The following is a 17626-nucleotide window of genomic DNA, read 5'->3' as shown; positions in this document are numbered from 1 at the left end:
TTTTCATGGTTTTCATGCAAGCGGACTTCCCTGCCAATCCGATTGAAAAGCCCGGCTATCTGCTCGAGTTCCACGACGAGTTCTCCGGCGCTTCGCTGGACGAGAGCAAATGGATTCCGTGTCATCTGCCGCAGTGGTGCTCCGCGCGCGAGGCGGCGGCCAACTTCCGCCTCGAGCAGGGCCATCTCGAGCTGAGGATCGACGCAGATCAGAGGCCCTGGTGTCCGGAGTACGACGGCGACGTGCGGTGCTCGTCGCTGCAAACGGGCGTGTTCTCCGGGCCGCTGGGGAGCACCCAGGGGCAGCATCGGTTCAACCGCGCCAGCGTCGTGCGCGAGGCCCAGGTCAGCCGCGCCACGTACACGCCGACGTACGGCTACTTCGAGCTCAGGGCCAGGGGCGTCAGGGTGCCCGGCAACCATGTGGCGCTGTGGATGATCGGCTACGAGGACGCGCCGGAGCGCTCGTCGGAGATCTGCATCTGCGAGGTCTTCGGGAAGAACGCGACGCCGGCGTCATCGAAGATCGGCTTCGGCGTGCACCCGTGGGCCGATCCTGACATCGTGGACGATTTCAGGGAGGTCGAGCTCCCGATCGACATCGCCGACTTCCACGTCTACGCGGCCGAGTGGACGCCGACGCACATCGATTTCTACGTCGACAACCAGAAGATCGGCGCCGTCCAGCAGTCGCCCAGCTACCCCATGCAATTCATGCTGGGGATCTACGAGCGGCCGCAGGAGACCGTGCCTGCCCCGCCAGGCACCCCGCAGTACCCCAAGAGGTTCGTGGTCGACTATTTCCGCGCCTATCGGCCGATCGGCGGCTATCGCTGAGCGGGCCGGGCAATCGGCACCACCGCCGGCGCGGCCGCCCCGTCGCCGAGCGCTTGACGCGAGCTCGAGTTCTTGCGAGACGACCTTATGAGAACGGATGAGGCTTCTTCATCAGCAGGCGGAGCCCCCCGCTTCGATCTGAAGGGGCAAATAGCGCTCGTCACCGGGGCCGCCCGAGGCCTCGGGAACGCGTGTGCGCTCGCCCTCGCGCACGCCGGCGCCGACGTCGCGCTCGGCCTGCGCGACGCCGGCTCGGCCGGGGAGCTCGCCGAGGCCATCCGCGCCCTCGGCCGGCGCGCGCTCCCGCTGCAAATGGATGTGACGCGCACGTCGGAGATCAAGAGCGCGGTGGCCGAAGCGATCCGCCATTTCGGCCGCATCGACGTCCTGGTCAACAACGCCGGGATCGGCCCGCCGAACCCCGCCGAAGACGTGACCGAAGAGGATTTCGATCTCACCGTCTCGGTCAACCTCAAGGGCACGTTCTTCGTGAGCCAGGAGGTCGGGCGGACGATGATCGAGAACCGCAGCGGCAAGATCGTGAACCTGAGCTCGCAGGCGGGGTTCGTCGGTCTACCGACCGAGTCGGTCTACTGCATGACCAAGGCGGGGATCGCGCACCTGACCAGATGCCTCGCGGTCGAGTGGGCCAGGTACGGCATCAACGTCAACGCGGTCGCCCCGACGTTCATCCGGACGCCGGGCACCGTCAAATGGCTGAAGGACGAGGCCTTTCGAGACGATCTCCTGTCGAGGATCCCCCTGGGACGCGTCGGCGAGCCCGTCGACGTGGCGGGCGCGGTGGTCTTCCTCGCGTCGCCCGCCGCCTCGCTCATCACCGGGACCACCCTCCTCGTCGACGGGGGCTTCACGGCCCGGTGACTATTTCCCTCGGACCGACTCCAGGTAACGGTAGAAGTCGGAGTCGGCGCTGAACATCAGAGAGGTGTTGGCGCCCACGGTCTGCCGATAAGCCTCCAGGGTCTTGAGAAAGCCGTAGAACTCGGCGTCCTGGCCGTAAGCCCGGCCGTAGATCTGAGTGACCTGGGCGTCGGCTGCGCCGCGGATCTCCTCGGCCTTTCGCACGGCTTCGGAGCGGATGGCCTGGAGCTCCTTCTGCATCTCACCGAGGATCTCCTCGCTGCGGCCGCGGCCCTCGGAGCGGAACCTCTCGGCGATGCTCTGGCGCTCGGCGATGATCCGGCTCTCCACCTGCTGGCGGACGCTGTCGATGTAGTTGACGCGCTTGATGTGGACGTCCTGCAGCTCGATGCCGTAGCTGGGCACATGCGCCTGGGCGGCCTCGAGGATCTCCCGCTCCAGCTCCTGGCGACCCCTGCGGGGCGCGAGATCCACGGTCGCGTCGCGCTCGGTGACGATCCCATCCTCCATCGGCTGGGAGTGGACCTGCCAGTCGGAGGAGCGGATGATCTCCTCGAGCTTCGCGCCGGAGACCTTGTCGCGCACGACGGCGTTGAGGATGTCGTCGATGCGGCTCTGGGCGCCGCGCTCGTCGCGCACGCTCTCCAGGAACAGGCGCGGGTTGGCGATGCGATAGTGAACCGTGGCGTCCATCAGGATGAACTCGCGGCCGAGGGTCGGGATCTGCTCGACGTCGCCCTCCCAGGTCAGGAGGCGCCTGTCCAGGCGGCGGAGCTCCTGCACGAACGGCCACTTCCAGTGGAGGCCGGGCGTTGTGATCGCCTCGCCCTTGAGCTGCCCGAACTGGATGATGAAGGCCTGCTCGGCTTCCCCCACCGTGAAGGCCGCGGAGTAGACGGTGATCAAGAGGAGGGCGATCAAGGCGCCGAGGCCTGCGACTTTCGAGCTCATCACTGGGTGCCTCCCGACTGATCGTTCATGTGATAGAAGGACTGCGGCTTGGCGTATCCTTCCTGCACGACGATGATCTTGCCCGCCTTGGGCGCGACCTCCTGGATGGCCTCCAGGTAGAGCCGCTTGCGGGTCACCTCCGGCGCGAGGCGGTACTCCTTGAGGATGGCGTCGAACCGCGCCACCTCGCCCTTGGCGCGGTTGATGCGCTCGACGGCGTACGCCTCGGCCTCCGCGACGATGCGCTTCGCCTCGCCGCGGGCCCTGGGGATCGACTGGTTCTTCTGCTTCATCGCCTCGTTGCTCATCCGCTCGCGCTCCTGGCGAGCCTCGTTGACCTCATTGAACGCCGGGCGCACCCGCTCGGGGGGCAGCACGTCCTGGAGCTCCACCCGCTTGATGCGGATGCCGGCGTCGTAGCGGTCCATCGCCTGCTGGATCTCGGCCTGCGCCTCGTCCGAGATGTCGACGCGCGCGGTGGTGAGCACCTCGCTGCTCATGCGGTTGCCGACGATGCGCCGCATCACCGACTCGGAGACCTCCCGCAGGACGCGCTCCGGATCCTCGATCTGGTAGAGGTACTTCACGGGGCCCTGGATGTTGTATTGCACCACCCAGGAGACCTCGATCATGTTGAGATCCCCCGTGAGCATCTGGCGCTCCTCCTCGTACCCCTCGGTGACGTAGCTGCTCGGGCCGCCTTCCTTGCCGACCGCGGTGCGGAACCCGAACTCCTGCTTGAGGACGCGCTCGGTGGGGACCTTCTGCACCCTGTCGATGCCGAAGGGCACCTTGAAGTGGAGCCCAGGCCCGGTCTGGCCGATGACCGTGCCGAGGCGGGTGATCACGGCCTGCTCCTCGGGCTGGACGGAGTAGAACAGGCTCTGGATCGCGATGCCGCCGACGATGAGCGCGACGACCAGGATGTTGATGGCAAGAACGTTCCTGTTTGTGGATTCGTCTTTCACGAGCGAAGAACCCCCGGTCTGGAATGGTGTGCGTTGAGCGTCCTGGTCTCGGGAAATTGCGTCGTCTTCGGGGCCATGTCCTGCCATCCTGCGTTCACCATCTCCGCGGGGCTCGGGTAGAGCTCCTTCATCGTGGGGTACCTGCTCCACGCGTCGTTCAGGAACCGGAGCGCCTCTTCCCGCGTGAGTCGTCGCCTGTCCCTGAACAGCTCCTCGAAGTCTCTCTTCAGCTCCACATCCAGCAGGCGATAGCGCGGGTCGCCTCGATCGGGCGCTTCCGGGCGCGAGGGCTCGTTCCCGAGGAGGTAACCGAGCGCTCCCCTGAGCCTGACGAGGGGGCCCGATGCGGCGTGCGTCGGCGGACGGAAATCGAACTCGAACTGGACCGGCGCGCCTCCACCCTCGCCCTGCGGTGCCGCGGGCTGGCCCTGCGCGACGCCGAGGGGCGCGTCGCCGCCCGCCGGGACGAGCGCCGCCGCGGTGGCCTTGAGCTTCGGGAACTTCGAGTAAAACGACAGGAACGTCAGCACGCTGCCGAGCAGCGCGATCGTCGTCCATGACACGTACCTGTACGACTCGCCGAGCGATGATTGGTCCGCGAAGAGGCCGATGGTGTACGACGCGCCCTTCGCGCCCAGGGTGCCCGCCATCAGGCCGGCGCTCGACAGGAGCTGGGCCTGAGCGGGCGCACGATCCATCGACAGCCCGAGGAGCAGCGGGAACAGCGCCCCGATGCCGAAGCCGAACATGAAGTTCAGGACGCGCAGGGCGTAGTAGTCCTGGTAGTCGGATATCGACACGGCGGCGACGGTCGCGATCGCGATGAGCGCCGCCATCAGGGTCATCGGCCGGAAGAGCCACGTGAGCCAGCTCGCCAGGAGGCGCGACGAGGCCATGCCGATCAGGAACAGACTGAAGGTCTCTCGTGCCTGCTCGGGGGAGAGCCCCACGACCTCATGGGCATACGTGACGAACCATACGCTGTGGCCCCACTCGGTGGCGTGCAGGAACAGGCTCGCCATCATGAGCACGAGGACCATCGGGTGGGCCAGCGCCGAGAGATGGTCGCTCCTGCCGGCGGCGGTGCTCCTCACCGCGTCCAGCGCGTCGAGGTTCGTGGTGAGCGACAGCCCGACGACGACGACGAGGAGCGCCGTGGCGATCACGAAGACGAGGCGCCAGTCGTTCCTCACCCAGCCGTCCGACGAGACGAGGTAGTTCACCAGGAACGGCGTCGACAGGTTGCCCAGGCTGACGGCGAAATCCATGAAGCTCAGGGTCGACGCCCTGTTGCTGATGCTCACGTGGGCGGCGGTCGCGTGCCCCGCGGTGAAGAAGACGCTCCCCGACAGCGATACGAGGAAGATGTACAGCTTGTAGCGGAGCAGGTCCTGCTCGCCGTAGAGCAGGACGAGGCAGACGATCGACGTGACCGCGGTCGCCGTGAACAGCGTCTTCGTCCTCGCGGCGTGGTAGACCCTCCCTCCGATGTAGGACCCGAGCAACGTGCCGACCGACCAGTAGACGAAGATCAGGCCGGCCTGCTCGTTCGATATGTCGAACTCCTGCTTTATGTTCGGTATCGTGACGCCGATGACCGTGCTCAGGAGGCCAAAGACGAAGAAACCGATGCACAGGATGAGAATGCCGCTCTTGCGATCCTTGAGCTGCAACATGGAGGCTCCTTGCGAAAGCTTCATCGCGAACCGACGCGCAGGTGCTGCAGGGCGACCCGGGTGAGCGTCAGGCCGGACCTTGCGCGCGGGTCGCTCGACCTCGCATCCGGGACGCTGAGGCCCTGCTCTCTGCCGGCCGACCGTCACCCCTGACGAGCACAGGCGCCGGCGTGCGAGGGGCCCGGCGGTCCGATCAGTACTTGGACTTCACGGGCACCGGCGGGTGATAGGATGTCGAGCCGAACACGATCGCCGGCCAGTGCCGCGGGTGGTTCTGCTGAAGCTCCTTGAACATCCTGAGGTAGGGGTAAAAGATGAACCGCAGCGGGGTGCGGCAATAGTCCGAGTCGTCGCCGTAGAGCCCGGTCTCAGGGATGTACTGCGGCGGCTCGACATAGGTTCCGAACACCCTGTCCCAGAGGGTGAACCGCGCGCCGAAGTTGCAGCCGTCCGTGATGTTGTGGTCGTCCTCCCTCGAGTGGTGCGTGAAGTGCACCCCGGGCGTGACGAGCACCGATCGGAACATCCTCAGGAACGGGGACTTGATCTCGGCGTAGGACAGGACCACGGAGTGGGACGGGTTGGTCCAGGCGTCGATCAGCACCAGCACGACGAGGGCCCAGCCGCCGTCGCGGAAATCGAGCGAGAAGAGCTTCGTCAGCACGGGCAGCAGCAGCAGGACGAACACCTTGCCCCCGGCCACGTCCAGGAGGTACGACTGGGGGTCGACCGCCTGCGTGAGCTGCGACAGGTTGCGCGAGCGGTGGTGGTTAACGTGGCCGAGGTTCCAGAAGAAGCGGATCTTGTGGCTCCACCGGTGTGACCAGTAATAACAGAAGTCGGCGAGGTAGCATGCGACGATGAGCGCGAGCGGGCCGTTCAGATCCACGATCGTGGGGACGGCGCTCAGCATGCTCGCGTAGTGCTCCAGCAGCCTGTCGACCGATGGATTGGTGAAGGTGAGCAGCGTGGTCAGGAGGAACACGACGTTGACCACGGAGACGTTGATCATCGCCTCCCAGTCGAACGGCTTGCCCGTGATCTTCCGGTAGAACGCGATGTCGGCGATCCCGACGATGGCCCCGAACACGATGCGCACCACGGCGGCGGCGATGATCCAGGCGGCGATCGGCGCCTCCACGTCGGAGAGCGCGACCTCTCGCACGTTGTAGAAGACCACCATGCTCTTCGCGCGCAGGGTCTCGAGGAGCGCAGCCGCGTTGTGGTGGTAGGCGAGCTCCGTGACGACCGCCGCGGCGGACAGGACGCCGAGGATGATGAGCTGCGGCCCGGTCCTCTCAAGGTGTATGTCTTTGTCCCATAGCCAGTGCTTCAGCCGCTTCAGCCATCGAAGGCTGTCGGTCTCGTCGTTGGCCTGGTTCAAGATTGTTATCTTCATGAGAAGATCCATTCGTCCTTGAATCGGAGACTGCGACCCTTTCAGGCCGGGAGAGCATTCTTGCTGTGGACTCCTCTGTCAAGGGCACAGCTCGTTTTGATTGATCGGTTCACTCTGGCATCTGGCTGGAACACGCCGGGAAACGAGCTCGAAACCAGCTCGACCGTGCTTGTTGCTCCTCGTCCACCCTCTTGGAGCGATGCTGTTCCCGCGGCTCGTCCCCCATAGTTCGAAGCTGCCGCATCCGTACCGGCGCCCGCGACGATGTCTCCCCCGTACGCCTGCTGCGATGTCAGCTCGGGAAGGGAGAACGATGCGGACCCGCCGATCCGTCGCTGGTGACGAGGGGCGCGTCGCGTCGAAATCTCGCGTTGCTGTGCTGCGTTGTCAAGCTGATAGTGTGCTGGCACACCGTCGGCAACTGCCACGCATGAATCCGACAGGCGTACTCGGTGCACGCCGATGTCTGCCCCGATGCCTGCTTCGGTCTACCGCACCTCGCCTGCGGGATCCTGGCGGGGCGCGAGGCGGGCGTGCGGCGGCCGTCTCATAGCTTCCGAAAGTAACGTGACGATTTATGGCTCGTTAAGATTTGTAAATCCGAGGGGATGAACCCGTGAAAGATGCGACGCCTCATGTGATTTCGGCGGGCGCGTTTTCGAGTGAGTTTGTGAGCGCTTAGCAAGCGTGATGCCGATGTCGGTACGGGGCTCAACGGCGCCGTGTGGGGCCCTGGCGAGGGGGCTCGTGGCGCGGGGTCGGGGTAGGGAAAGGACCGATGTCCGAGCCCGACAGGTGTCTCACCTCGGGAGCAGAGCGGGCTCATCGGGTCCGGTGGGGCCCCGTCCCGACCCCGCGCCACGAGCCCCCTCGCCGGGGGCGGGGCAGCGCGGCCAGACCTCCGCCGCACCGGAGACTGTAGGATCAACCCACATGCCGTTCCGTGAACGTCGAGATGCACGCCCTCGGGCGCCAGGGCGGCCCGGTCCGCGCGTGCCGCTGCGCCTCGTGCGACCGCTCGCCCTGTGCGCGGCCTTGTGGCCGCTCGCCTCCTGCGCGACGCTCCCCTCCGAGGGAGGCGACGAGGGCAGCCTGCCGAACGCCGGCGCAGGCCCGTTCCGGGAGATCGTTCAGGCGGAGCTGGGCAGCTCCAGGGTGGCCCCGCACGTGATGAACGACGACGAGCGCCTCGTGCGCGACGCCTCGGTCGTCGATCTCGACGGCGACCCGTCCACGGCCGCGGCCGCGGGCTTCTTCGCCGCCACCCTCCGCGCCGAGGGCGCCCCCGACGACGCCCCGCCGGAGCCGCTGGCCCCGCCAAACGCCATCGTCCGCCACGACGCCGAGAACGGCCGCTCGTTCGCGCGGCGCTCCACGACGGTCTTCGCGTCGGAGCTCGCCTGGGAGGGCGGCGCCGTGGCCGCGCCCTCGGCGCTCCTCGTGGACGGCGAGATCTGGCTCTACTACGCGGCGGCCGGCGGCATCGGCCTCGCGCGCAGCGCCGACGGCATCGCCTTCGCGCGCGAGCCGGCGCCGGTGCTCGCGCCGCTCGCGTCCGGAGAGGGCTGGGAGCGCGGCGCGGTCCCGGCGAGCCCCGGCGTGGTCCGCCTGCCCGACGGATCGTTCCGCATGTTCTACGAGGTCGCCGGCGACGCGGGCGCGTCCTCGATCGGGGAAGCGCGCAGCGACGACGGCCTCGCCTGGGAGCGCGTGGGCAGCGGCCCCGCGCTCGCCCCGGCGTCGCTGCCCGACGACGGCGCGCCCGAGGCCGACGACGCGCCGTTCGACGGCGCCGCCGTCCTCGATCCCGCCCCGCTGCTCGCCATGTCGGCCGCCGGCCGTCCGATCCTGCGCGTCTACTATGCGGGCCGCGACCGGGCGGGGCGCTCCGCGATCGGCATGGCCGCCCGCTTCGGTCACGACGGCCCGCTCCAGCGCGCCGCGGCGCCGGTGTTCGGCGCGTCGTCCACGCTCGCGCCGCGCGCGCCGTGGGTGACCGCCCACCCCGGGTTCTCGCTGCTGTTCGTCACGCAGGCGGCCGGCACGCGCGACGGCCAGCGCTACCCCGTGGTCGCCGCCGGCGTCGCGCCCGCCGACGCCGCGCTGCCGCCGCCCGGGCCGTGAGCGCCCCGTGACGTGCGTGTGCCCCGACGCCGGGGCACGGGGCTCCACGAGCGGGTCCCGCGATCGACCCGGGCCCGCCGCGCGATCGCGATCGCGCCCGGCGCCGCCCGGCGCGATCGCGATCGCGGATCCGGGCTGAATTGCGACCGTAAATTATCGAATTTACATCGGATATCGTCGGCACACGGGGTGCAACGGGCGGCGCTCGGAGAGGAGCCCCGATGTCGATGATGACCCGAAATACCCCCGACACCTCCGTGACGTTCTCGCTCGCGGAGCTCGCGAAGCTCGAGGAGGAACGCGTGCGGCAGGAGCACCTCCAGCGCGCGAGGGCGCGCGAGCAGCAGGCCCGCGAGCAGCGCGAGGCGGAGGCGCGGCGGCGCGCGGCGGAGGCGGCGCGGGCCGCCGCCGAGGAAGAGGCGCGGGCGCGGCGCGAGCGGGAGCAGGCCGAAGCGGAGGCGCGCGCGGGAGCGCGGGCGCGGGCGGCGCTCGAGGTCGCGCGCATCGAGGCCGAGGCGAAGGCGCGCCTCGAGGCCGACAACGCGGCGCGCGCGCACGAGCTGGCCGTCGTCCGCGCGCGCGCCGAGGGCCGTCGCCGCGGCCTGGTGCACGCGCTCGCCGCCGCGCTCGGCCTCGCGCTGTGCGGCGGCGCGGCGGCCGCGTACGGGGTCGCGCAGCACGTGGCAGGCCTGGAGCGGGAAGCCCGGCAGCTCCGCGACGCACAGGCGGCGCTGGCAGAGGAGCGCGAGAGCGCGAGGGCGGCCGCGCTCGCGGCCCTCGACCGGCGCCACGCGGCGCTGCGCGGCCGGCCCCTCGCCCGCGACGCCGAGGAGGCGCGCGCGACCGCGGAGGCGGCGCGGAATGCCCTCGATCCGCGGGCGCTGGACCACGACAGGCTGCGGGCGTTCGGGGACGCGCTCGACGCGCTGGAGGCGCGGCTCGACGCGCTCGAGAGGCTCGCGGCGCTCGATCAGCGGCACGCCGACCTCGCCGCCTGGGCCGCCGAGGGGCGGCGGACCGAGGCCGCGGCGGCGGCCCGGATCGCGGCGGCGCGCGCGAGGGCGGCGGGCACCGACGAGGGCGCGCTCCGCGCGTACGAGGGCGCGCTCACCCGCCTGCGGGAGGCGCTCGCCCGGCCTGCGGCGCCGGGGCCCGCGGCGCCGGGCCCGCAGCCGCAGGTCAGGCCCTCGGGGCCCGCGTGCACGAACCCGGGCGACCCGATGTGCGGGCTCGACGGGCGGCCTCTCTGAGGCGCTGACGCTGCGCTCCTCTCCAGGCGACCGACGGCACCGCTCCGCGCGAACGACGGCGCCGCCGCCCTGGGCGCGGTGCTTCGCCGCCCTGGGCGCGGTGCTTCACCGCCCTCGGCGCGGCACTTCACCGCCCTCGGCGCGGCGCTTCCACGCTCCGGAGGCGCATGGCACCCTGCGAGAAGCATGGCGAAGGACGTGCCGAGCACCAGCGAGCACCGGAGCCCGGTGCGGCCCGAGGCCGGGCGGCGGCGGCCGGCGCTGGTGTGCGCCTTCCCGCGGCCCATGGCGTTCGCGCTGCCCGACTCCGGGAGCGTCATCGGCCGCGCGTGGCTCGCCGAGCGCGGCCTCGCCGACGAGGAGGTGTCCGGCAGGCACCTGCGGATCGATCGCGCCGGCGGCGCGCTGCGCGTCGCGGACGTCGGGTCGCGCAACGGCACGTGGGTGAACGGATCGAGGCTCGCGCCGCGCGACCTCACGCCGCTCGACGACGGCGCGGTGCTGAGGCTCGGGCGCATCCTCTTCGTCTTCCGCGAGGAGCTCCACGGCCCCCTCGATCCGGCGCCGCCCGTGGGCGGGCTCGTCGGCCCGTACGGGCTGCGCGCCGTCGCGCAGCCGCTCGCAGGCCTGCCGCGGAGCCGCCCCGGCAACGTGCTCATCGAGGGGGAGACCGGCGTGGGCAAGGAGCTCGTCGCGCGCGCCGCGGCGGCGGCGCTCGGGCGCGCGGCGCCGTTCGCGGCGGTGAACGTGGCCGGCGTCGCCCGCGGCGTCTTCGAGTCCCAGATGTTCGGTCACGTGGCGGGCGCCTTCTCGGACGCGCGCAGCGCCGCGCCCGGGATCGTCGTGGCCCACGACGGCGGGACGCTGTTCCTCGACGAGATCGGCGACCTCGACCTCGATCTCCAGGCGAAGCTCCTGCGGCTGCTGGAGAACCGCGAGGTGCTGCCGGTCGGGGCGCAGCGGCCGGTCCATGTGAACGTGCTTGTCGTCGCCGCGACCCACCGGGACCTCGAGGACATGGTGGCGCGCGGGGCGTTCCGGCGCGACCTGTTCGCGCGGCTCGCGATGGCGCGCATCCACGTGCCGGCGCTCCGCGAGCGGCGCGAGGACCTCTTCAGCGTGGCGTGCGAGCTCGCGCGGCGCGCGGGCGTCGCGCTCCCGGCCGAGGCGGTCGAGGTCGAGGCCGTGGAGCGGCTGCTGCTCGATCCCTGGCCGAGCAACGTGCGCGGGCTCGACGCGGCCCTCGCGGCGGTGCGCCGCCTCGATCACGAGCCCGGGCTGCGGCTGTGGGCGCTCGAGGAGGTGCTGGGGAAGGCGCCGGACGACCAGAAGACAGCGCTCACGCAGGAGCGCGTCGAGTCCGCCCTTGCGGCCGCCGGGGGCAACCTGACGTCGGCCGCGGAGCGGCTCGGCGTCTCGCGCGGCAAGCTGCTGCGGTTCCGAAAGCGCACACAGGGAGGGGAGTGATCGCGCCTGGTTCCACCCACCAGGAGCCCTGCGAGGGAGCCGGAGAGAGAGTTCAACGCAAATTCCGACGTTTCCGGTTGCGCAGCCTCGAACGGCAGGTGCGGGAACCAGCAGGATTGACGTTGCGGACGCCATGTTCCCAATGATGCCTGGCCCCTGGAATTTTCAAGAGGACCACAGATGACCTTCATCACGCTGCCATTTTCATCGGGCAACCGTCCGCCTCTTCATATTCGGTCTGGCGCCATCGAATTTTTATTGCAGGAGGAGAAGGGGACCCTCCTCAATGAGCTTCATGGACGACGTTACCTGGAAAGTCGCCAGATCGAGTCCTTGTCAAGCGTCATCCAAGGGGATGAGCCGCTCGTGGAAGTTCCATTCTTGAAGAGCTCGATGCGTGTGTGTGGGTACATTCGCCTCAGCGCGATTGAGCTCATCACGACTGTTGGCGGTGCAACGAGGGTGCACACTTCGAGCGATCGAGATTACCTGGTCGCAGAGTCGCCGAGCGAGTTGATGGCCAGATTTCCCGGCGAGACGTTCGATTGTGTGCGCTGTGACGATGGTCAGGCCTTTTATTTTCGGCGCGATCGATTGCTTGGAGTGTCTCCCCTTGAATGTTCGTCCACCTTTGTCTACACCTTCGACAGCCGGGAGCGTGTGTACAGCGACCAGTCCGAGCCGAACTGGATGACGGGCATGACAGCCGTTCAGACCGAAGGCGGTCGAGCATTTTTCCGGGCGAACCGGATCAAAGGCTTCCGCGTGGACCGGGATGGGAATGTTGAGCTGCACGGGGCGGTCACGCTTGCAGGCCTATCGGCCGAGGCTGTGCTGGGAGTATGTCCGATCGCGCGTCCGGTGTCTTTTGCGCAATGCGCCGCCGGGCAAGGTGGAACGGAATATAGATACGATTGGGTGCTGGATCGGGACGCGATCGATGCGATCGTTCCGAGGAACCCTGGGTTGAACTTGGACACCCGTGTCGGTGCCCCATTTTTGGGTCTCGATACGGTCGATCCGATCGACAAGCTTATAGCTCAGCTTGACTTGACGTCGTTTGTTCGATTGGCCAGGAGGTCGGACGGGCGCGGCTCGGACGTTCCATCGGACTACAACAGCCGGCATCCGTGGGCCTACTATCGTCCGGAATCTATTCTGGCCATGGAAGCGGGAGTCTATGGGACGACAATCGCGACGAGGACCTGTTCGCATATCGTCGATGAAACACCGGAAGAGATTCTGGGTTCTCGTGTCGAGACAAGGGGGCGGTAGGGTGCAGCCTGCCGCAGATGTCCTGCAGGATCTCTGACCCGCAGAGCTAAGGGGCCTTGGCGCAGCGGAAGCCGATGCTCCAGCCGCGCGCCGTGGAGGCGCTCGGGCGGCGGTGGGCGGAGCGCACGTACTGGCCCTCGACCGTGTCCCACCCGCCGCCGCGGAGCACGCGGCGGGAGTCGTCGCAGTCGTCCCTGTCGTAGGGGCAATAGTGGCTCTCGGTCCACTCCCAGACGTTGCCGGCCAGGTCCAGGGCGCCGGCAGGCGATCTCCCCGCCGGCGATCGCCCGACGGGGGCTGTCGCCGGGGCCGCGTCGTCGTCGCCGTACATGCGAGGCCACGGCCCCTTACCGACCTTCTCGAGCCGCTCCGTCAGCATCTGGCTGCACTCCGCCCCGCAGGCGTTGAGGCGCTCGCCCGAGGGGGGCGCGTGGCCCCAGGGGTAGGTCCAGGCGTCCTTGCCGCGCGCCGCGAGCTCCCACTCCGCCTCGGTGGGCAGCCGCTTGCCGGAGGCGGCGCAGTACGCCTTCGCCTGGTACCAGTCGACGCAGTTGATGGGGTGGTCCGGCGCCGCGGGGCCGTTGCAGAACTGGCTCCAGAAGGTGCGGCCGTTCGGCGTGAGCCCCTCCGACTCGACGGTTCGCAGCGGGCGCCCGCAGGCCTCGCAGTCCGAGTAGGCCTTCACCGTGACCTCGGTGACGTCGAGGCAGAACGCCTTCACGGTCACGCCGTGCCGCGGCGTCTCGTCGCTCGGCGTCTCCGCGTCGGCGTCGGAGCCCATCTGGAACTCGGCGTCGTCGATGAGGACCATGCCGGCCGGGCATCCGCCCGACGCGGCCGGCGGCGGGCGCAGGAAGAGGTACACCCCCGCGCCCGCCGCACAGGCGGCGGCGAGCGGCACGGCGCGACGGAGGCGGAGGGCGCGCGCGCCCGAGGGGCCCCGCGCCGCGGGCCGCTCCGCGACGGGCGCGTGAAGCGCCGTGTGGCCGGCCGCGGCGTCGGCGACGGAACTCGCTGTCGCAGGGGCGCCCGAGGTCGCGAGCTCGTCTGCGCCCGAGATCGCAGGCCCTCTCGCGAGCTCGTCCGAGCCCGAGGCCGCAGGCTCGCTCGCGAGCTCGTCTGCGCCCGAGATCGCAGGCCCTCTCGCGGGCTCGCCCGCGCCGTGCGGCGCGCCCCGGAGATCGACCGGCGCGGCCACAGTCGTGGCGAACGCTACAGGGTGATGGCGGCCAGCGAGCGCGTCGACCTCCACGATCGGCGCCTCCAGGGCGAGGAAGGCCTCGACCATCTCGCGCGCCGACTGGAATCGGCAGCTCGGATCGACGGAGAGCGCCTTGGCGAACCAGTCGTCGATCGACGGCGGCAGGCCCGGCCTCTGCTCGGTGGCGGGGCGGAACTTCCCCTTCAGGACCGCCGCGCCCACGGCGACGAACGAGCTGCCCTGGAACGGCTGCGCGCCGGTCAACGTCTCGTAGACGACGACGCCCAGCGACCAGAGATCGGAGCGGAGATCGACGTCCTTGCTCCCCTCGAGCTGCTCGGGGCTCATGTAGGGCGCCGATCCGATCACCACCCCGGTCTCGGTGAGCGCCGGGTTCGCCGACGGCGCCGCCGCGTCGCCCGCCAGCTTCGCGACGCCGAAGTCGAGCACCTTGACGAAGAGCGGGTAGCCCTTGCCCCCCTCCGTGATGAAGACGTTGTGGGGCTTGATGTCGCGGTGCACGATGCCGTGCTCGTGGGCGCTCTCGAGCGCGCTGCCGACCTGCTGCAAGAGCGACCTCGCGGTGGCGAAGCTGAGGCGGCCGCCGCGCTCGAGGAGCTCCGCGAGCGAGAACCCGCGCAGGAGCTCCATCACGAGGTACGGCACGGCGCCGTCGACGGCGCCGTAGTCCATGACCTGCACCACGTGCGGGTGCGCGATCCGCGCCGTGGCCCTCGCCTCCCTCTGGAAACGCGCGACGAGCGCTGGATTCGCGGCCGCCCGCTCGGGCCGGATGAACTTCACCGCGACGTCGGTGTCGAGGGCGAGGTGCCGCGCCGCCCACACGACCCCCATCCCGCCCTGCCCGAGGGGCCTCAGAAGGTGCAGCTTGTCCGCGATGACGGCGTCAGGTCGGAGCTCCACGACGACCGGGCGATGGTACCACCGCCGTGCCAGCGCCCGAGGCCTCGCGTGCTAGCCCCGGCCGTGCGCCACGCGCGCGGCGCCGGCGCCGCTCGACGGGGCGAGCGCCGCGCGGCGCTCGATCAAGAAGAGCAGCGACGACGACGCCAGCGTGAAGGCGATCGCCAGCGCCGCCACGGCGTGCATGCCGTCGAGGCGCTGGTCGGGGAGCTCGTGCAGCAGCCGGGCCGACAGGAACGCGGCGAGCGCCGACGAGAGGTGCTCCAGGGCCGACTGCATGGATCCGAAGCGCGCCCGCTCGGCGGGGAGCGGCACCTTCGACGCGAGCGCGCTGTAGGAGATGTTGCGGATCGCCGTCCCCGTCATGAACGCGACGAAGACGACGAGCACGGGGAGGCCCGGCACGTACGAGTGGAACCCGGCGTAGAGGACGGTCACGAGCACCGCCGCCCCGGCCGTGCTCGTGCGGAACGCGCCGACGCGATCGATCAGCGCGCCCGCGGTGCGCATCACGACGAAGGTGAGCGCGCCGCCCACGAGGTAGAGCAGGCCGAGCCGCTCGCGCGGATAGCCGAGGTTGTGCTGCACGTAGGCCGAGATGTTCGGGATGACGAGGAACGACGCCATCGTCATGGCCGCCGTGGCCGAGTACGAGAGCAGCACGAGCGGGCGGGCGACGAGCGCCCGGAGCTCGCGCAGGGCGGTCCCTGGCGCCCGCGCCCCGGCGAGGTGCCCGCGCATCGAGGGGAGGAGCAGGAGCGCGAGCCCCGCGACGGTCAGCCCGAGCGCCGCGACGGCGAAGAACGGGAGCTGGAAGCCGCCGCGGCGCGCGAGCTCCAGGCCCGCAGGCACCCCGAGCACCGCGGCGAGCGAGTAGGCGCCCATCACGACGCCCATCGCCTTGCCGCGCCGCTCCGGCGGGATCGCGTCCGCGACGATGGAGAACGCGATCGAGGTCGCGGGCCCCCCGAAGGCGCCGGCGAGCACGCGCGCCGCGAGGAGGCTCGGCAGCCCGGTGGCGAGGCCGCCCGCGGCCGTGCCGAGGACGAGGCCGAGCATCGCGATCGCGAGCGCGCGGCGCCGGTCGAAGCGGTCGAGGAAGAACGCGCCGGCGACCCCCGAGACCGCCGCCGCCGCGGTGTAGCTGCCGCCGATCAGGCCGATGTCGGACATCGGGATGCCGAGGGCGACAGCGAAGTCCGGCCCGAGCGGCATGACCACCATGAAGTCGAGCAGGTTGACGAACTGGACGGCCGCGATGAGGAACAGGAGGCGCCGTTCGGAGCGAGCGTTCAGCACGGCCGCGGGCTCAGCTCTGGGCCTTCGCGCCCGCGCCGCGCTCGACGACGCCGCGGCTCGCCAGCTCCAGCAGCGCGTCGCGCGCCGCGTCGATCGTGTGATCGATCTGCGCCTCGGTGTGCGCGCCGCTGATGAAGTTGACGTCCCGGCGGAGCAGCACGCCGCGCCTCGCCATCGCGCCGACGAAGTGCTCCATGCGCTTCGTGTGGACCGCCAGGTCCTCGGCGAAGAGGAAGAACGGGATCGCGTCGTACCCGACAACGCGCAGCGGGGAGCCGGCCTCCTCGGCGCGCTCGTTGATGCCCGCCTTCAGCCGCCTGCCGAGCGAGGCGAGCCGCGCGATGGTGTCGGTCTCGCGGTACTCGCGCAGCGCTGCCCGGCACACCTCGAGCGAGAGCATCTCGCCGCCGAACGTCGTCGACACCTGCAGCTCCGACAGCCGGCTCATCACCGCGCGTGGCCCGGCGATCGCCGACAGCGGCATGCCCGCGGCGATGCCCTTGGAGAGGCACACGAAATCAGCCTCGATCCGGTAGTACTCCTGGGCTCCGCCGCGCGCGAGCCGGAAGCCGGTGACCACCTCGTCGAGGACGAAGAGCACGCCGCTCGCGCGGCACGCCTCGCGCACCTTGCGCAGGAACTCCGCCGAGACGCACCGCTTGTAGGGCAGCGAGAGCAGCACCAGGGCGATCTCGTTCCCCCTGCTCGCGATCAGATCGAGCAGCGGCTGCTCGTCGGCCTCGGCCATGAGCGGCATGCGGAGCGTGTACTCGCGCAGCGCCGCCGGGACGCCGGGGGTGTCGAACATGAAGTGGTCGTGCCAGCCGTTGTAGCCGATGGCGACGACCTTCTCCTTGCCGGTCACGTGGCGCGCGAGCCGGACGGCGGCGGACGTCGCGTCGGCGCCGGTCTTGAAGAACCGCGCCATCTCCGCGCCCGGGATCAGCGCGACGAGATCGCGCGTGGCGCTGATCTCGACCTCGGTCGGCAGCGAGTGCAGGATGCCCCGGTCGAGCCGCCGGCGGATGGCGTCGACGACCGCGGGGTGGTTGTGCCCCAGCGTGTTGGCCCCGAGGCCGCAGATGTAGTCGATGTACTGGTTGCCATCGACGTCGCGCACCAGCGCGCCCTCGCCGCCCTCGAGGTACACGGGGAAAGAGCCGGGCGCGAACATCTCGGGCCGCTTCATGAGCGACTGGGTGACGCCCGGGATGAGCCGGCGCGCCTCCTCGAGGAGCTCGTTCGAGCGGTCGAGCCGCAGGTTCGCGGCCGCCCTTCGCGGCAGCTCGCCTCCGGAGTTGCGGTCGGCGGCGTCGAGCGTCTGTGTGTCCATCGTCGTCGTTCTCCTGGGTCAGGGGTCGTGTTCGTGATCCG

13 protein-coding genes are annotated in these 17626 nt (G+C 70.1%); 6 read left to right on the top strand and 7 right to left on the bottom strand.

What is annotated here, in order from left to right:
* Positions 1-14: 14 nt before the first annotated feature.
* Entirely contained in the window at positions 15-836 is an 822-nt protein-coding gene (locus WME96_RS20075; RefSeq protein WP_437291704.1) for a glycoside hydrolase family 16 protein, read from the top strand.
* 87 nt (positions 837-923) lie between these two features.
* A complete protein-coding gene (locus tag WME96_RS20070; protein WP_437291703.1) occupies positions 924-1718 on the top strand; it encodes an SDR family NAD(P)-dependent oxidoreductase in 795 nt (264 codons plus the stop codon).
* Here WME96_RS20070 and hflC read toward each other — a convergent pair whose 3' ends face one another.
* The 4 genes from hflC to WME96_RS20050 all read right to left on the bottom strand — a co-directional run bounded on the left by hflC (position 1719) and on the right by WME96_RS20050 (position 6712).
* The gene (gene hflC, locus WME96_RS20065; RefSeq protein WP_437291702.1) at positions 1719-2669 is read right to left on the bottom strand and encodes a protease modulator HflC; all 951 of its coding nucleotides are present in this window, start codon (positions 2667-2669) and stop codon (positions 1719-1721) included.
* The gene (gene hflK / locus WME96_RS20060; RefSeq protein WP_437291701.1) at positions 2669-3637 is read right to left on the bottom strand and encodes an FtsH protease activity modulator HflK; all 969 of its coding nucleotides are present in this window, start codon (positions 3635-3637) and stop codon (positions 2669-2671) included. Before hflK ends, hflC begins: the two co-directional genes overlap by 1 nt.
* Positions 3634-5313 (bottom strand): MFS transporter, encoded by a 1680-nt coding sequence (locus WME96_RS20055; RefSeq protein ID WP_437291700.1) that lies wholly within the window; start codon positions 5311-5313, stop codon positions 3634-3636. The genes hflK and WME96_RS20055 overlap by 4 nt, the downstream gene beginning before the upstream one ends.
* Before the next feature lie 193 nt (positions 5314-5506).
* Positions 5507-6712 carry a sterol desaturase family protein gene (locus tag WME96_RS20050; RefSeq protein WP_437291699.1) on the bottom strand — a complete coding sequence of 402 codons (1206 nt, stop codon included), beginning with the start codon at positions 6710-6712 and terminating at the stop codon, positions 5507-5509.
* Between the two features lie 1008 nt (positions 6713-7720).
* Between WME96_RS20050 and WME96_RS20045 the strand changes: the two genes are divergently transcribed.
* From WME96_RS20045 to WME96_RS20030, 4 genes are all read left to right on the top strand, one after another.
* Positions 7721-8836 (top strand): hypothetical protein, encoded by a 1116-nt coding sequence (locus WME96_RS20045; protein WP_437291698.1) that lies wholly within the window; start codon positions 7721-7723, stop codon positions 8834-8836.
* A 221-nt stretch (positions 8837-9057) separates the two neighbouring features.
* Complete coding sequence (locus tag WME96_RS20040) at positions 9058-10086, top strand: hypothetical protein (RefSeq protein ID WP_437291697.1); 1029 nt, start codon at positions 9058-9060, stop codon at positions 10084-10086.
* Positions 10087-10272: 186 nt separating this feature from the next.
* Complete coding sequence (locus WME96_RS20035) at positions 10273-11553, top strand: sigma 54-interacting transcriptional regulator (protein ID WP_437291696.1); 1281 nt, start codon at positions 10273-10275, stop codon at positions 11551-11553.
* 180 nt (positions 11554-11733) lie between these two features.
* Positions 11734-12828, top strand: a complete 1095-nt coding sequence (locus WME96_RS20030) for a hypothetical protein (protein WP_437291695.1) — start codon at positions 11734-11736, stop codon at positions 12826-12828.
* Between the two features lie 46 nt (positions 12829-12874).
* Here the strand turns inward: WME96_RS20030 and WME96_RS20025 are convergent, their stop codons facing one another.
* The 3 genes from WME96_RS20025 to WME96_RS20015 are packed head-to-tail and all read right to left on the bottom strand — an operon-like array spanning position 12875 to position 17585.
* Entirely contained in the window at positions 12875-14953 is a 2079-nt protein-coding gene (locus tag WME96_RS20025; protein ID WP_437291694.1) for an SUMF1/EgtB/PvdO family nonheme iron enzyme, read from the bottom strand.
* A gap of 51 nt (positions 14954-15004) precedes the next feature.
* A complete protein-coding gene (locus WME96_RS20020; RefSeq protein ID WP_437291693.1) occupies positions 15005-16252 on the bottom strand; it encodes an MFS transporter in 1248 nt (415 codons plus the stop codon).
* A 10-nt stretch (positions 16253-16262) separates the two neighbouring features.
* Positions 16263-17585, bottom strand: coding sequence for an aspartate aminotransferase family protein (locus WME96_RS20015; protein ID WP_437291692.1), 1323 nt, complete (start codon positions 17583-17585; stop codon positions 16263-16265).
* Positions 17586-17626: the final 41 nt, after the last annotated feature.

Origin of the sequence: Sorangium sp. So ce406, assembly GCF_051474675.1 — a bacterium.
In the GTDB taxonomy this organism is placed as follows: Bacteria; Myxococcota_A; Polyangia; order Polyangiales; family Polyangiaceae; genus Sorangium; species Sorangium cellulosum_G.
This window is presented reverse-complemented; position numbering and strand designations above follow the sequence as displayed.

Excerpts from the sequence above, each read along its gene's own strand:
- WME96_RS20075 (WP_437291704.1), top strand. The coding sequence starts at position 15 with ATGCAAGCGGACTTCCCTGCCAATCCGATTGAAAAGCCCGGCTATCTG.
- WME96_RS20070 (WP_437291703.1), top strand. The coding sequence starts at position 924 with ATGAGAACGGATGAGGCTTCTTCATCAGCAGGCGGAGCCCCCCGCTTC.
- hflC (WP_437291702.1), bottom strand. The coding sequence starts at position 2,669 with ATGAGCTCGAAAGTCGCAGGCCTCGGCGCCTTGATCGCCCTCCTCTTG.
- WME96_RS20055 (WP_437291700.1), bottom strand. The coding sequence starts at position 5,313 with ATGTTGCAGCTCAAGGATCGCAAGAGCGGCATTCTCATCCTGTGCATC.
- WME96_RS20050 (WP_437291699.1), bottom strand. The coding sequence starts at position 6,712 with ATGAAGATAACAATCTTGAACCAGGCCAACGACGAGACCGACAGCCTT.
- WME96_RS20040 (WP_437291697.1), top strand. The coding sequence starts at position 9,058 with ATGTCGATGATGACCCGAAATACCCCCGACACCTCCGTGACGTTCTCG.
- WME96_RS20035 (WP_437291696.1), top strand. The coding sequence starts at position 10,273 with ATGGCGAAGGACGTGCCGAGCACCAGCGAGCACCGGAGCCCGGTGCGG.
- WME96_RS20030 (WP_437291695.1), top strand. The coding sequence starts at position 11,734 with ATGACCTTCATCACGCTGCCATTTTCATCGGGCAACCGTCCGCCTCTT.
- WME96_RS20015 (WP_437291692.1), bottom strand. The coding sequence starts at position 17,585 with ATGGACACACAGACGCTCGACGCCGCCGACCGCAACTCCGGAGGCGAG.